The organism is Kaistia adipata DSM 17808 (assembly GCF_000423225.1).
GTDB classification, from domain to species: Bacteria; Pseudomonadota; Alphaproteobacteria; order Rhizobiales; family Kaistiaceae; genus Kaistia; species Kaistia adipata.
In genome coordinates, this window is record NZ_KE383992.1 from 410,611 (window position 1) to 424,940 (window position 14,330).

Consider the following 14,330-nt stretch of genomic DNA (forward strand, 5'->3'; position numbering starts at 1 on the left):
ACCATCCCTCCCTCTGTGATCAGTAGGCAGGGTCGCGCACGATCGGACAGGTCATGCAATGTCCGCCGCCACGCCCTCGTCCAAGTTCCTGGCTCGATATTGTGATGACTTCGATGCCCGCCTTGCGGAGCAACGTATTGGTGTGAACGTTGCGGTCGTAGCCAATGATCACGCCCGGCGCGAGCGCGACGACATTGTTGCCGTCGTCCCATTGCTCGCGCTCCTGCTCGAAATCATTGCCGCCCGTCTCGACGACCAGCAGGTCCGATAGGCCGAGCGCCTCCTTGTAGATGTCGAAGAGATGGGCCCGCTCGCGCACGATCTCGATCCCGTCATCGCCGGTCGGCCTCAGGGAGTAGCAGGTTATGGCGTCCACCACCTCGCGGAAGGCCGTCACCTTGTCGTGATCGAGGCAGGTGAACACCGTGTCGAGATGCATGGCGGCGCGCGATTTCGGCATCGCGCAGGCGATCACGCGCTCGGCCGCGCCGGCGGCGAACAGCCGGCTGGCGACCTGGTTGACCGCCTGCCGCGTCGTCCGCTCGCCCATGCCGATCAGCACGACACCCCTGCCGATCGGCATGACGTCGCCGCCCTCCATGCTGGTCTCGCCCCAGTCCTCGTCGCTGTCGCCCCACCAGATGTCGAACTCGTTCTCGGTGAAGACGGGATGGAACTTGTAGACGGCGCGCTGGAACAGGGTTTCCGGCTTGCGCGCCGGCCAGAACATCGGGTTGACGGTGACGCCGCCATAGATCCAGCAGGACGGATCGCGCTGGAACAGCGCGTTCGGAACCGGCCGGACCAGGAACTCGGTCGGCGACAGCGCATCCCGCATCAGCGGCGTCACCAGGTCGGCCGGCAGGTCGCTGACCACGATGCCACCCAGCATGTGGCGCGCCAGCTGATGCCCGCCCAGCTCGTCGAGCCAGGGGCGCAGGATGCGGGCCAGCGTCGGCCCGACGCGATTGTCGCTGATGCTCCGGTCGAGCACGAAGGCCCGGCCCTCGGGCGAATCGTCGAAGACCTCGGTCAGGAGATCCTGGATGTCGTGGACCTCGACGCCGCGATCCTTCATCCGCAGCACGAAATCGGCGTGGTCGGCGCGCGCCTTCTGCACCCAGATCACGTCGTCGAACAGCAGATCGTGGCAGTTGGCCGGGGTCAGCCGCTCATGCGCGAGGGATGGCCTGGAGACGAGGACCTTGCGGAGCTGGCCGATCTCAGAATGGACACCGAGCTTCATGGACTGTTCCTCCCGATGGTTGCGGCGGGCGTCTCGGCATGCCGCCGGGAAATGCGCCACTGAATGCAGACATGGACCGGGATGCCCGCCAGGACGAGTAGCGCGCCGAGAAAGACGATCTCGCTGCCGGCGCCGTGAATGGCCCAGCCCGAATAGAGGAAGCCGAGCGCCCCCAGGATCGCGACCTTGGCGGATTGCGCGCCGGCCAGCGCTCGTCCGCGCCGGATCCGGATCATCAGCTCGGCGAAGGAGCAGAGCGCATAGGGCAGCAGGCTCGACATCACCGCCAGCAGGATGATGGTGTTGAACGCCTCGACCAGGCCGCGCGAAAAATTCATCACCACGAGCAGCCCCGCCAGCACGTTCGAGAAGATGAGCGCGTTGGCCGGCGTGCCGAAGCGGGAGAGCTCCGCCATGGCGGCCGGGAAGACGCTGTCCTTCGCCGCGCCATAGGGCACCTGGCCGGTCAGCAGGGTGAAGCCGTTCAGCGTGCCGAAGGTCGAGATCACGGCGCCGAGCGCGACGAGGATGCCGCCGGTCGGCCCCCAGAGCACGCGCGCGACATCGGCGAGCGGCGCCGTCGACGCGCCGAGCTGGGCCGGCGGCACTACGCCGATCGCGACGGTGGTGACGGCGATGTAGACGATGGCGGCGATCAGCACGCCAAGGATGGTCGCCCGCGCGATCGTGCGCTCGGGATTGCGGACCGAGCCGGACGGGACGGTGGCGGATTCGAGGCCCAGATAGGCCCACAGCGTCAGCGCCGCGGCGGCCGAGATCGCGGCGAGGTCCGACTTGCCGCTGAGATTGGCGGGCGTGAAGTTCGCCGGATCGATCCAGAACAGGCCGAGGACGCCGATCAGCAGCAGCGGCACCAGCTTCAGCGCCGTCGTCACCACCTGCACCACGCCGGCCTGCTGCACGCCGCGCACGTTGAGCAGCGTCAGCGCGGCGATGGCGGCGAGCGCCACCCACATCGCCAGCGTCGGCGACTGCCCGACGGCCGGGACGAGGTAGCCGACATAGCCGGCGAAGGCGACGGCGACGCCGGCATTGCCCGTCCACAGCGCGATCCAGTAGCCCCAGGCGATGATGAAGCCGGCGAACTCGCCATAGCCGGCCTCGCAATAGGCATAGGGACCGCCCGTCTTGGTGACGAGGCGCGACAGCCGCCCGAAGATGATCGACAGCACGATGGCGCCGGCCGAGGTCAGCAACCAGCCGACGATCGAGATCGGGCCGATCGCCGCCAGCGACGCCGGCAGCAGGAAGATGCCGGAGCCGATCATGTTGCCGACGACGAGCGCCGTGCACATGAGAAGCCCGAGCTCGCGCGGGGCGTCGGCGGCCGGCGAAGAGGCGACGCTGCCGATCGTCATCGGGATCAGCCGGGCGCCGGCTGGGTCGCGGCGGGCGGGGCCGGCGCCGCCGGCAGTTCCGGCGCGGACGAGACCAGCGCGGAGACGCTGAGGCCGCCGATGATGATGACCATCAGGATGACGAGGAGCGGCCAGAGGAAGCGCAGCCAGCGGTCATACGAGACGCGCCCGATCGCCAGGCCGCCCATCACCACGGCGAAGGTCGGATTGAACAGGTTCACCCAGCCATTGGCGGACTGGTAGGCCGTGACCGCGAGGTCGCGATTGACGCCAGCGAAATCCGACAGCGGCGCCAGGATCGGCATCGTCAGCACGGCGAGCCCCGACGAGGACGGCACCAGGAAGGACAACAGAGTCTGGAACGCGAGCATGACGTTGATGAAGGCGACATGGCCGAAATCGGCGAGCAGCCCCGCCAGCGCGTTCAGGATCGTATCGGTGATCTTGCCGGCGTCCATGATGACGACGATGCCGCGCGCGACGCCGATGATCAGGGCGACGCTCAAGAGGTCCTTCGCGCCGTTGACGAAGGTGGTGACGTAGTCCTCCTCGTTCATCCGCGTCTCGGGCGAGAACTTGGCGGCGATCCAGATCAGGATCGACATGCCGAGGAACAGGGCGGACATCTCCGCCATCCACCAGCCGAGCTTGATGACGCCGTAGAGCATCACGATGAAGGTGATGCCGAACAGGATCAGGATGAGGCTGCGCACATTGGTGAATTCCGGCAGCGCGTCATGGCGGCCGGCGCCCTTCAGGAAATGCGCGAGGTTCTCGTCATGCTGGTCGGCGACCACGGAGGCGGCGGGATCGGCATGCACCCGCGCCGCGTAGCGCATGACGAAGAAGATGCCGGCCGCGAGGCAGAGCACCAGCAGGACGAGCCGCAGCACCAGCCCGTCCGTGAACGGCACGCCGGCGGCGTTCGACGCGATCACGGTGGCGAAGGCGTTGACGGTGGAGCCGAGCGTGCCGATGCCCGCGCCAAGCATGATGACCGCGACGCCGGTCAGCGCGTCATAGCCGGCGCGCAGGAACACCGGCAGGATGATCGCGTAGAAGGCCAGGCTTTCCTCAGCCATGCCATAGGTCGTGCCGCCGGCGGCGAAGGCGATCATCAGGATCGGGATCATCAGGATCTCGTGCCCCTTGAGGACGCGCAGGAGACCGCCGATGCCGGCGTCGATGGCGCCGGTATGGGTGACGACGCCGAGATAGCCGCCGATCACCAGCACGAAGACGGCGACGTCGATGGCGTTGGCCTTGCCGGTCGACGGGTCGTAGAGGCCGGCGATCGGCGCCATCAGAATGTCCCAGAAGCCCTGCGGCGAGGCCGCGACGACATGGAACGTGCCCGGCACCGGCGCGTCGCGATCGAGCACCGCGTTGAAGACGCGCTCATATTGGCCGGCCGGGATGAGCCAGGTCAGGACGGCGACGACGATGATCAGGAAGAAAAGGATCGTGAAGGCAGTCGGGAATTTCTTTGGCATGACCAGGAACCATCACCGCGGTGCCTGCCATCGCAGGCTGGTTTCAATGGAACTGCATCCAGAAAGGCGCCGAGGGGCGGATCGGTCCCGGCTATTTGCCCAGGTTCTTCAGCGCGGAAAGCGACGTATCGAACGACACCGAGAGGACGATGCGCGAACCGCAACCGTCCTCGAAGCCGCTCCGCACGACGCATTCGTCGTCGTTCAGGTCCGTGTCCCAGTAGCGCGCGTCGAAGGTCAGCGATTTCCAGGAGTAGGACAGCCCGGCCGTCCAGGTCAGCTGCTCGAAGGCGTTCGGATCCTCGAAGAACTGGTAGCCGACGCCGCCATAGAGCGAGAAGTCGTGCGGCAGCGGCACCTTGACGCCGCCGGCGACGAAGGTCGCGGTGTCGCCGCTCTGGTTGAAGTCGGGCGCGAAGAAGACCCGGCCGGCGACGGTGAAGAGCTTCTCGACCTCGTAATCCGCCTTGATGTAGAGCTCGCCATAATCGGGGCTGACGCTCTCGGGCGCATAGAAGTAGTGCACGTAGCCGAGATCGAGCTTGAGCGGACCGAATTCGGGCCGGACGCCGAAGGCCGCGTCGATCTCGGCGCCGGAGAAGCCTTCGCCGAAATCGACGTTGGACGACCAGAAATTGACGTAGAGCGGGCCGAGCGACGGCTCGATATAGCCTTGGATCGCCGGGTCATTGCCCGAGTTGGTGATGCCCCGCGAGACATAGTTGGTCGTCGCCGTGACGCCGATGCTGATGTCGAATTCCAGATCACCGGAACCGCTCGACGTCGCCTGGGGCTCGGCCGGTATCATTTCGACTGCGGATTCCACGGCCTTCGCCGCGTCCGGCCAGTTCAGGAAAGAAATTGATAGGGCTGCGAGCAGGATTGGCAGGCGACGCAGCGCAGGCCGGCCAGGTCGAAAGCTTCGAATTTCGAAGAAACCACGACTGACAACATTTCTCATCGCACATTCCCCCGCGTAAGACGAACTATAGCGCCCGTCATCCGACGACGCAATCACCGGCGCCGGCAGGGTCCCGGCGCGCGGAAGGGACGAGGCGATAGGGGCGAGAGCGCTGCGGGCGTCCGGCATTCCGGGGCGGGGGCCGACAGCCGATCATTCGGACAGGCGGGAGGGAGCCCGGCGGCGCAACCGCCGGGCGGTGTCGGTCAGGCAGGCGTCGGCGCGTCGGCGCGGAGCAGGCCCTCGGTCTTCAGATCGGCCCAGAGCGCGGCCGGCACCGGCCGGTCGAAGGCGGCGCGGTTGCGGCGTGTCTCGTCGGCCGAGACCGAGCCCATCACCAGCGAGGCGACGGCCGGATGGCCGAGCGGGAAACGCAGCGCCGCATCGGCGAGCGACACGCCATGCGCCTCGCACACCTTCTGGATCCTGGCCACCCGCTCCAGGATCTCCGGCGGCGCGTCGCGATAATTGTACTTGGCGCCCGGAACCGGGCCGGTGGCGAGGATGCCGGAATTGAACACGCCGCCCAGCATCATGCCGATGCCCTTCTGCTCGGCGAGCGGCAGGAAGCTGTCCAAGGCCGGCTGCTCGAGCAGCGAATAGCGGCCGGCCAGCAGCATGGTGTCGAAATCGCCGGCGCGGGCGAAGCGCTCGCACATGTCGGCCTCGTTGAGCCCGACGCCGATCGCGTCGATCACCTTCTCGGCGCGGAGCTTCTCGAGCGCCTTGTAGGCCCCGTCCATCGCCGCCTTGAAGTGGCCGTCGACCTTGTCCTTGCCATGCGTGTAGACGTCGACGTCGTGGATCAGCACGATCTCGATGCGATCGGTGCCGAGGCGGATCAGCGACTGCTCGAGCGAGCGCATGGCGCCGTCATAGGAATAGTCGAGACGGGCTGGATGCGGCAGGCCACCGGCGAAGTTCGGCGGCTGGGTATTGCCATCGGCCGGCTGCCTGAGCGGATCCATCCAGCGTCCGACCTTGGTCGACAGCGAATAGGACTTGCGCGGCACCCCGCGCAGCGCCGTGCCGATGCGGTGCTCGGCCAGGCCGTGGCCGTAGAAGGGCGAGGTGTCGTAGAGCGTGACGCCGGCCTCGACCGCCGCCATGACCGCGCCGCGCGCCGTCTCGTCGTCGAGCCGGTGAAAGAGGTCGCCGAGCGGCGCGGAGCCGAAGCCGAGCGTGGTGACGGGGATGCCCGTCCGCCCGAGCGGGCGCGTTTCGAGAGCCATGGCGTTTCATTCCCTGTTGTTGTCCGGTGGACGGGAAGGCACGCCAGGCCGCGCCGCCAGAGGCAGCGCCTGGCCGATGCCGCCCCCGTCGTCATCGCGCCGACAGGTTCCGATTTCGGCTCCCGCCGCGTCAAGGCCTCGGACGGCGGCGGGGGCGCCAGTTCCGTCGCGCCACGAAAAAAGGCCGCCCGAAGGCGGCCCTTTTTTCGTTTGGTAGACACTCAGTACGCGTTTTGACCGCTACCATCGGAGAAATTGCTGTCCTCCTGCAGGCCGATCGTATTGTTGTCGTTCTTGGTGATGATGACATGCTCGCCGGGGGCGACGTTGCGAAGCAGTCTGGGCTCGCTGACGCGATAGGTGCCCCCACCGACGATGGTGATCGTGCCCATGGAGAGGTCCGTATGCGCGACCACACCACCGACGGTATCGGCGGCGAGCGCTGGGCCACCGACCAGCAGGCCGGCAAGGGGAAGAAGAAAGACGAGCTTGCGCATGATTGCTGTCCTTGAGACGTTCCCCCGTCTTTCCGAGAGATGGCCCCTCGGCCGGGCCCGGCAACCGATCTGGCCTCGCATGAACGAAATTTCACGCGGCGGCCATATAGTGGCCGGCAACTGCGGTTGCACCCGCGTCCTCTGGCGGCGCTGAGCCGGTTGCCATCGCGTAGAGCGCGGCCAGCAAAAGCTGCGCGGGAAAAACGAAACCCCGGGCGGATCCCATCCGTCCGGGGACCATCCATCGAGTCCCAGCGCATCCGCGCGAGGATCAAAGACGATTGCAATCAATATGCGGAGTCTCCGGCCCCGGCATAGGAGGAATCCTCCTGGATGCCGACCGTGTTGTTCGGGCTGACCGTGACGATCACATGCTCGCCTGGCGCGACGCCGTGCAGCAGGCTAGGTTCGCTGACAACGAAGGTCGCCCCACCGAGCAGCATCACCTCGCCCGTCATCGGATTGGCCCGCGCCACGACGCCGTTGTAGGTGTCGGCGGCGAGCGCCGCCCCGGCGGAGAGGACGAGACCCACGGATGCAAGCATCAGAGTATGTTTCATCATGTTGGTCCTCCGGCGGATTGACATCAACGACCCACCAGCCCGCCGCGAACGTGGCGTCTCGGCCGGCCCGCGACAAGCCGGGTTGAACGAATGGTGATCGCGCCGCGATCCGATCGCGCGCGGTGGAAACTCCGCCACGGCTCGGCTAGACCAGATGGACATTCGGTTTCGGGGGTCTTGGAATGCGCCTGGCGATATCTGCTCTGATCACGATCGGCGGCCTGGTCGCGGCCGGCCCGGCGCTGGCGGATCCCGCCGCCGCGGCGCGCGGCAAGGCGGTCGTCGACCAATGGTGCCGCGAATGCCACCTGCGCGCCAACGACAAGCCGAATCCGGACATGGCGCCGCGCTACGAGGACATCGTCCGCCGCACCGGCCGCGACGAGGCCTATTTCCGCAAGTTCCTCTCGACCGACCATTTCCCGATGACGATCTATCGCCTGTTCGAGGACGAGAAGCGCGACGTCGTCGCCTATCTGATGTCGCTGAAGAAGCGCTAGCCCGGCGCGGCCGGCCGGTTCGCGGGCGCCCGCGAACCGGTCGAGAGGCCGGATCGTAGATTTCGAGGGAGTACCGGGCGACAGCAGGCCCGAAAAGCAAAAGGCCGCCCGGAGGGGCGGCCTTTTGGAGGGGAATTGGTGGAGCCAATCGGAATCGAACCGACGACCTCTTGAATGCCATTCAAGCGCTCTCCCAACTGAGCTATGGCCCCACTCGTTCCAGAAGTCGGAGGGGTTGGGACCCCCCCGGAACGGCGCAACTCTTAAGCCGCGCTCTTTTCCAAATCAAGCGCCAATTCTGAAAATCGAACTGGCGCCTGTGGATAGTCTCAGGACTCTTCGTCCTCGACGCCACCGATCATGCCGGCCACGTCGTCGCCTTCCTCTTCCTCGTCTTCGATGAAGACGTCATCGCCTTCGTCGTCGCCGATTTCGACGTCGTCGTCGTCGCCTTCGACGCTCGCCGCGCCGCCAGACGCTTCTTCATCGGCCTCTTCGAGGCTGACGAATTCCGCGTTCGCCGCGTTCTCGTCCTCGACCTCCTCTTCCTCGTCATCCGTCACATTGACCGACCGCGCCTTGGCGGCGGTGCCGGACTCGAAATAGGAGCGAGGGTAGGAGATGCCCGTGAAGGGCGAGACGATAGGATCTTTGTTCAGGTCGTAGAACTTCTTGCCCGTCTCCGGGTCGACCCGCTTGGTGCCGAGTTCCGCTTTCGCCACGTCGTGCCTCATCGGTTGAAAGAGCGGGCCTCCCTTAATCACTCGCATCGGCCCTGTCAAAAGCATTTCTGCCTCGCGGCGCAGCACGTTTACCCGCTGTGGCCCGAGCCGGATGACGCGGTAGGATTGCCGTGCTATCCGACGACCGTCCCTTCAGGTCTCTCCGCCCGCGCGCGGCCGCCGCTTCGCGCGGCAGAACGTCCGAGGAGCCCGAGCCCATGCCGCCCCAACTTCGCCCGCCGGCCCCGCTGACGGCCACGCCCGCGCCGCCGCTCTCCGGGCGCATCCGCGTGCCCGGCGACAAGTCGATCTCGCACCGCGCGCTGATGCTGGGCGCGCTGGCGATCGGCGAGACCAGCATCGACGGACTGATGGAGAGCGACGACATCCTCGCCACCGTCGCGGCGATGCGAGCCTTCGGCGCGCTGGTGACGCGCTCGGCGCCGGGCGCCTGGCGGGTGCGCGGCCTCGGCGTCGGCGGCTTCCTGGAGCCGGAGGACGTGATCGACTTCGGCAATGCCGGCACCGGCATCCGCCTCGCCATGGGGCTGGTCGGCAGCCAGGCGATCCCCGCCACCTTCACCGGCGACGCCGCCCTGCGCGGCCGCCCGTTCGGCCGCTTCCTCGATCCGCTCCGCCGCATGGGCGTGCAGGTGATCGCGCGCTCGAACGACCGCCTGCCGATGACCATCAAGGGTCCCGACATCACGCTGCCGCTCGAATACCGCATGCCGGTCGCCTCGGCGCAGGTGAAGTCGGCGGTGCTGCTGGCCGGCCTCAACACGCCGGGCGTCACCACGATCATCGAGCCGCTGGCGACGCGCGACCACACCGAGCGCATGCTGGCGCGCTTCGGCGCCGCCATCGAGTTCGATACCAACGAGGACGGCGAGCGCGTCGTCCGCCTCGAGGGCCGGCGCGATTTGAAGGCGCAGGCGATCGCCATTCCCGGCGATCCGAGCGCCGCCGCCTATCCGATGGTCGCGGCGCTGCTGATCGAGGGCTCGGACCTGACGATCGAATCGGTGCTGCTCAACCCGATGCGCAGCGGCCTGATCGAGACGCTGCTCGAGATGGGCGGCGACATCACGATCACCAACCGGCGCGCGCTCGGCGGCGAGGAGGTCGGCGACATCCGCGTCCGCTCGAGCCGGCTTCGCGGCGTCGCCGTGCCGCCGGCGCGGGCGCCGTCGATGATCGACGAATATCCGCTGCTGGCCGTCGCCGCCGCCTTCGCCGAGGGCACGACGACGATGGACGGCCTCGGCGAGCTGCGCCTCAAGGCCTCCGACCGCATCACGGTCGTCGCCGCCGGCCTCGCCGCCAATGGCGTCGCCGTCGAGGAAGGCCCCGAATCGCTCGCCGTCACCGGCGGCACCGCGCCGATCGGCGGCGGCCGCGTCGCCACCCGCTTCGATCCGCGCGTGGCGATGAGCTTCCTCGTCCTCGGCATGGCGGCGCCATCCGGCGTGACGATCGACGATGCCGGCTCGATCCAGCCGCATTTCCCCGAGTTCCAGAGCCTGATGACCGGGCTCGGCGCGCAATTTGAAAAGGCGGAGCCTCCCGCAGCATGATCATCGCAATCGACGGACCCGCCGCCGCCGGCAAGGGCACCATCGCCGTCAAGCTCGCCCGTCACTACGGGCTCAACCATCTCGATACCGGACTGCTCTACCGCGCCATCGGCCGGCTGATGGCCGACCAGGGGCTCGATCTCGACGATCCCGTCGCCGCCGGCGCCGTCGCCCGCGCCCTGAAGCCGGCCGACCTGCAGAACGCCGAGCTGCGCGGCCGCGAGGCCGGCGAGCTCGCCTCGCGCGTCGCCGTCCACGCCGACGTGCGCGCCGCGCTGGTCGATTTCCAGCGCGACTTCGCCCGCACGCCGCCCGGCGCCGTGCTCGACGGCCGCGACATCGGCACGGCGATCTGCCCCGATGCCGACGTCAAGATCTTCGTCACCGCCTCGCCGGAAGTGCGCGCCCGCCGCCGCACCGACGAGCTCAACGCCAAGGGCCGCGACGTGCCCTATGAGCGGATCCTGGCCGAGATCCTGGAGCGCGACGAGCGCGACTCGCACCGCTCGGCCGCGCCGCTGCGGCAGGCCGACGACGCGGTGCGGCTCGACACGACGGCGCTCGACGCCGAGGCGGCTTTCGCCGCAGCGATCGCGATCGTCGAGGCCGGACACGACTGATTGATCGCGCCAGGGCGGCAAACGGCGCGGAATCCGGCCAGTTCGGCCTTGTCGCCCCGGCAGGGACCCTATATAGAGCCCAAGTCTTTGTGTTCAGGGCGTCGGATCCAGCCATCCGAGGCCGTTTCGGCGTTCCGGATGCATCGACAGCCCCCGAGTCCCGGTCCGGAAGCGTCGGTCCGCCATATGGGTAGCCCCGATATCCGTCGAGGGCAGGATCGAGACCTCGGGTTATCGCAACACGAACCGCCGACGCATGCCAGCAATGGCACCAGGAGTTTTCATGGCTGTTACCAATCCGTCCCGGGAAGATTTCGCCGCGCTTCTCGAGGAATCTTTCCAGAATGAAGACCTCTTCGAGGGCAGCGTCGTCAAGGGCACGATCGTCGCCATCGAGAAGGACCTCGCCGTCATCGACGTCGGTCTGAAGACCGAAGGCCGCGTGGCGCTCAAGGAATTCAACGGCCCGGGCCGCGAGAACACGCTCAAGGTCGGCGACGTCGTCGAGGTTTACCTCGAGCGCGTCGAGAACGCCCTCGGCGAAGCCGTCCTGTCGCGCGACAAGGCTCGCCGCGAGGAGAGCTGGATCCGCCTCGAGGAGCAGTTCAACAAGAACGAGAAGGTCACGGGCGTCATCTTCAACCAGGTCAAGGGTGGCTTCACCGTCGATCTGGACGGCGCCGTTGCCTTCCTGCCGCGCTCGCAGGTCGACATCCGCCCGGTTCGCGACGTCGGCCCGCTGATGCACACGCCGCAGCCCTTCCAGATCCTCAAGATGGACAAGCGCCGCGGCAACATCGTCGTCTCGCGCCGTACCGTGCTTGAAGAGACCCGCGCCGAGCAGCGCTCCGAGCTCGTCCAGAGCCTGGAAGAGGGTCAGATCATCGAGGGCGTCGTCAAGAACATCACCGACTACGGTGCGTTCGTCGACCTCGGCGGCATCGATGGCCTGCTGCACGTCACCGACATCGCGTGGCGCCGCATCAACCATCCGACCGAGGTGCTCTCGATCGGCCAGACCGTCCGCGTGCAGATCATCCGCGTCAACCACGAGACGCACCGCATCTCGCTCGGCATGAAGCAGCTCGAGGCCGACCCGTGGTCGGGCATCGAGGCGAAGTATCCGGTCGGCGCCAAGTTCTCGGGCCGCGTCACGAACATCACCGACTACGGTGCGTTCGTCGAGCTCGAGCCGGGCATCGAAGGCCTGATCCACGTCTCCGAGATGTCCTGGACGAAGAAGAACGTCCATCCGGGCAAGATCGTCTCGACCTCGCAGGAAGTCGACGTGATGATCCTCGAGGTCGATCCGGTCAAGCGCCGCATCTCGCTGGGCCTGAAGCAGACCCTGTCGAACCCGTGGGAGAGCTTCTCCGAGAAGTACCCGATCGGTTCGATCGTCGAGGGCGAGGTCAAGAACAAGACCGAGTTCGGTCTGTTCATCGGTCTCGACGGCGACGTCGATGGCATGGTCCACCTGTCGGATCTCGACTGGAACCGTCCGGGCGAGCAGGTCATCGACGAGTACAACCGCGGCGACATCGTCAAGGCGCAGGTGCTCGACGTCGACATCGACAAGGAGCGCATCTCGCTCGGCATCAAGCAGGTCGGCGGCGATCCGTTCGTCGAGGCTTCGGGCGAGCTCCGCAAGGGCGCGGTCGTGACCTGCGAGATCCTGGCCGTCACCGACGCGGGCCTGGAAGTCCGCATCGCCGACAGCGACCTGACCTCCTTCATCCGCCGCGCCGACCTGTCGCGCGACCGGTCGGAGCAGCGTCCGGAGCGGTTCGCCGCCGGCGAGAAGGTCGATGCCCGCATCACCAACTTCGACAAGAAGGCCCGCAAGGTCGCCGTCTCGATCAAGGCGCTGGAAATCGCCGAAGAGAAGGAAGCGGTCGCGCAGTACGGCTCGTCGGATTCGGGTGCGTCGCTCGGCGACATCCTCGGCGCCGCCCTCAAGGCCCGCCAGGACAACGACGAGTAATCGTCCACGCCTGTCCAAGATCAGGAAACGCCCCGGCTCGTCCGGGGCGTTTTCTTTTTGGGCGCCGCTCCGGCCGCCCGGCCGGTTTGATTTTGCGCCGCAAAACGGATAACCCCTTGCGCCTAAGCGGATATCCGGAGACGCACAGCCATGAGCCTCGACGCGGACCAGATCATCGACCGCCGCCGCCTCCGGCGGAAGCTGACCACCTGGCGCATCCTCGCCTTCCTCGCCGCGGCGCTCGCCGTGGTCGGCGGCGCGCTGCTGGCGGCCGGCGGCCCCGAGGCGCTGACCGGCCGCTCGCGCCCGCACATCGCCCGGCTGACGATTTCCGGCTTCATCTCCGACAACCGCGAGCAGCTGAAGCTGATCGACGAGATCGGCGCCAGCGCGGCCGTCCAGGGCGTCATCATCTCGATCAATTCCGGCGGTGGCGCCACGGCCGGCGGCGAGGCGCTCTACGACGCCATCCGCAAGCTCTCGGCCAAGAAGCCGACCGTCGCCGCGATCGGCACGGTGGGCGCCTCGGCCGCCTATATGAGCGCCATCGCCGCCGACCACGTCGTCGCCTATCGCAGCTCGATCACCGGCTCGATCGGCGTGCTGTTCCAGTCGCCCGAGGTGAGCGGCGCGATGGACAAGCTCGGCATCAAGCTGACCGAGGTGAAGTCGTCGCCGCTGAAGGCCGCGCCGTCGCCCTTCGCGCCGCCCTCGCCGGAATCGCTCGCCGTCATCGACAGCATGATCCGCGACACCTATGACTGGTTCGTCGACATCGTCGCCGAGCGGCGCAAGCTCGACCGCCCGAAGGCGCTGGCGCTCGCCGATGGCCGCGTCATGTCCGGCCACCAGGCGCTCGAGGCCGGCCTGATCGACGAGATCGGCGGCGAGGCGACCGCGATCGCCTGGCTCGCCAAGGAAAAGGGCGTCAACGCGCGCCTCTCCGTCATCGACTGGAAGCCGCCGGAATCGGCCCTGCCCTTCTCGCTCGGCAGCGCCGCGGCGGCTTGGCTCGCACGCGAGATCGGCGTGCCGGTCGAGCTCGTCCGCGCCACCGGCCTCGTCGAGGGAATCCCCGCCAGACTCCAGCTTGACGGTCTCCTGTCCGTTTGGCAGGCTCCGACCGGTCTGAACGACGCTGAGGGGGCGCCGCGGTGATCAAGTCGGAACTGGTGCAGCGGATCGCCGAGCAAAACCCGCATCTCTACCAGCGGGATGTGGAGCACATCGTCAACTCGATCCTCGACGAGATCGTCGAGGCCCTGTCGCGCGGCGACCGGGTGGAACTGCGCGGCTTCGGGGCGTTCTCGGTCAAGAACCGCCCGGCCCGCCAGGGCCGCAACCCGCGCACGGGCTCGAAGGTCGAGGTGACCGAGAAATACGTGCCCTTCTTCAAGACGGGCAAGGAGATGCGCGAGCGTCTCAACGACGGTGAAGACGACGGCGAATAGCCGGCGCGGCGGCCGGTTCGATGTGAACCGATCGGCGGCCCGGTGGTTGTAGCGGCATGAAATGCTCCGGCGAGGGGCCGGCGTCATGCTACGATGGCGTCTTCC

At 67.4% G+C, this 14,330-nt stretch carries 14 protein-coding genes and 1 tRNA gene; 6 read left to right on the plus strand and 9 right to left on the minus strand.

Annotation, left to right across the window (positions count from 1 at the left end; all coding sequences use genetic code 11):
* Nucleotides 1-19: 19 nt before the first annotated feature.
* From arcA to G539_RS0122210, 7 genes are all read right to left on the minus strand, one after another.
* Nucleotides 20-1,246 (minus strand): arginine deiminase, encoded by a 1,227-nt coding sequence (gene arcA / locus G539_RS0122180; protein ID WP_029077154.1) that lies wholly within the window; start codon nt 1,244-1,246, stop codon nt 20-22.
* Nucleotides 1,243-2,625 carry an amino acid permease gene (locus tag G539_RS25830; RefSeq protein ID WP_051231924.1) on the minus strand — a complete coding sequence of 461 codons (1,383 nt, stop codon included), beginning with the start codon at nt 2,623-2,625 and terminating at the stop codon, nt 1,243-1,245. The genes arcA and G539_RS25830 overlap by 4 nt, the downstream gene beginning before the upstream one ends.
* A 5-nt stretch (nt 2,626-2,630) precedes the next feature.
* On the minus strand, nt 2,631-4,118 hold the full coding sequence (locus G539_RS25835; RefSeq protein ID WP_084640187.1) for a YfcC family protein: 1,488 nt from the start codon (nt 4,116-4,118) through the stop codon (nt 2,631-2,633).
* 91 nt (nt 4,119-4,209) lie between these two features.
* Nucleotides 4,210-4,944: a TorF family putative porin gene (locus G539_RS0122195; RefSeq protein WP_169516681.1), complete on the minus strand. Its 735-nt coding sequence runs from the start codon at nt 4,942-4,944 to the stop codon at nt 4,210-4,212.
* A 341-nt stretch (nt 4,945-5,285) separates the two neighbouring features.
* Nucleotides 5,286-6,311, minus strand: coding sequence for an aldo/keto reductase (locus G539_RS0122200; RefSeq protein WP_029077156.1), 1,026 nt, complete (start codon nt 6,309-6,311; stop codon nt 5,286-5,288).
* A 221-nt stretch (nt 6,312-6,532) separates the two neighbouring features.
* The gene (locus G539_RS0122205) at nt 6,533-6,808 is read right to left on the minus strand and encodes a hypothetical protein (RefSeq protein WP_029077157.1); all 276 of its coding nucleotides are present in this window, start codon (nt 6,806-6,808) and stop codon (nt 6,533-6,535) included.
* Between the two features lie 287 nt (nt 6,809-7,095).
* Nucleotides 7,096-7,371: a hypothetical protein gene (locus G539_RS0122210; protein ID WP_084640190.1), complete on the minus strand. Its 276-nt coding sequence runs from the start codon at nt 7,369-7,371 to the stop codon at nt 7,096-7,098.
* 182 nt (nt 7,372-7,553) lie between these two features.
* On the opposite strand from G539_RS0122210, the gene G539_RS0122215 reads away from it, so the two are divergent.
* Entirely contained in the window at nt 7,554-7,871 is a 318-nt protein-coding gene (locus G539_RS0122215; RefSeq protein WP_029077159.1) for a c-type cytochrome, read from the plus strand.
* A 136-nt stretch (nt 7,872-8,007) separates the two neighbouring features.
* On the opposite strand, the gene G539_RS0122220 is transcribed toward G539_RS0122215, so the two are convergent.
* Nucleotides 8,008-8,083, minus strand: a tRNA-Ala gene (locus tag G539_RS0122220).
* Nucleotides 8,084-8,200: 117 nt separating this feature from the next.
* The gene (locus G539_RS0122225; RefSeq protein ID WP_029077160.1) at nt 8,201-8,593 is read right to left on the minus strand and encodes a TIGR02300 family protein; all 393 of its coding nucleotides are present in this window, start codon (nt 8,591-8,593) and stop codon (nt 8,201-8,203) included.
* Between the two features lie 218 nt (nt 8,594-8,811).
* Here G539_RS0122225 and aroA point away from each other — a divergent pair, with 218 nt between their 5' ends.
* From aroA to G539_RS0122250, 5 genes are all read left to right on the plus strand, one after another.
* Nucleotides 8,812-10,170: a 3-phosphoshikimate 1-carboxyvinyltransferase gene (gene aroA, locus G539_RS0122230; RefSeq protein ID WP_156912096.1), complete on the plus strand. Its 1,359-nt coding sequence runs from the start codon at nt 8,812-8,814 to the stop codon at nt 10,168-10,170.
* Entirely contained in the window at nt 10,167-10,790 is a 624-nt protein-coding gene (gene cmk, locus G539_RS0122235) for a (d)CMP kinase (RefSeq protein WP_029077162.1), read from the plus strand. Before aroA ends, cmk begins: the two co-directional genes overlap by 4 nt.
* A gap of 283 nt (nt 10,791-11,073) precedes the next feature.
* Complete coding sequence (rpsA, locus tag G539_RS0122240; RefSeq protein WP_029077163.1) at nt 11,074-12,774, plus strand: 30S ribosomal protein S1; 1,701 nt, start codon at nt 11,074-11,076, stop codon at nt 12,772-12,774.
* A gap of 150 nt (nt 12,775-12,924) precedes the next feature.
* Nucleotides 12,925-13,932, plus strand: a complete 1,008-nt coding sequence (sppA, locus tag G539_RS25840) for a signal peptide peptidase SppA (RefSeq protein WP_035832265.1) — start codon at nt 12,925-12,927, stop codon at nt 13,930-13,932.
* The gene (locus tag G539_RS0122250) at nt 13,929-14,225 is read left to right on the plus strand and encodes an integration host factor subunit beta (protein ID WP_029077164.1); all 297 of its coding nucleotides are present in this window, start codon (nt 13,929-13,931) and stop codon (nt 14,223-14,225) included. Before sppA ends, G539_RS0122250 begins: the two co-directional genes overlap by 4 nt.
* Nucleotides 14,226-14,330: the final 105 nt, after the last annotated feature.

Bases quoted from the DNA above. Each gene is read 5' to 3' on its own strand.
- arcA (WP_029077154.1), bottom strand. From the start codon at position 1,246: ATGAAGCTCGGTGTCCATTCTGAGATCGGCCAGCTCCGCAAGGTCCTC.
- G539_RS25830 (WP_051231924.1), bottom strand. From the start codon at position 2,625: ATGACGATCGGCAGCGTCGCCTCTTCGCCGGCCGCCGACGCCCCGCGC.
- G539_RS25835 (WP_084640187.1), bottom strand. From the start codon at position 4,118: ATGCCAAAGAAATTCCCGACTGCCTTCACGATCCTTTTCTTCCTGATC.
- G539_RS0122200 (WP_029077156.1), bottom strand. From the start codon at position 6,311: ATGGCTCTCGAAACGCGCCCGCTCGGGCGGACGGGCATCCCCGTCACC.
- G539_RS0122205 (WP_029077157.1), bottom strand. From the start codon at position 6,808: ATGCGCAAGCTCGTCTTTCTTCTTCCCCTTGCCGGCCTGCTGGTCGGT.
- G539_RS0122210 (WP_084640190.1), bottom strand. From the start codon at position 7,371: ATGATGAAACATACTCTGATGCTTGCATCCGTGGGTCTCGTCCTCTCC.
- G539_RS0122215 (WP_029077159.1), top strand. From the start codon at position 7,554: ATGCGCCTGGCGATATCTGCTCTGATCACGATCGGCGGCCTGGTCGCG.
- aroA (WP_156912096.1), top strand. From the start codon at position 8,812: ATGCCGCCCCAACTTCGCCCGCCGGCCCCGCTGACGGCCACGCCCGCG.
- cmk (WP_029077162.1), top strand. From the start codon at position 10,167: ATGATCATCGCAATCGACGGACCCGCCGCCGCCGGCAAGGGCACCATC.
- rpsA (WP_029077163.1), top strand. From the start codon at position 11,074: ATGGCTGTTACCAATCCGTCCCGGGAAGATTTCGCCGCGCTTCTCGAG.
- sppA (WP_035832265.1), top strand. From the start codon at position 12,925: ATGAGCCTCGACGCGGACCAGATCATCGACCGCCGCCGCCTCCGGCGG.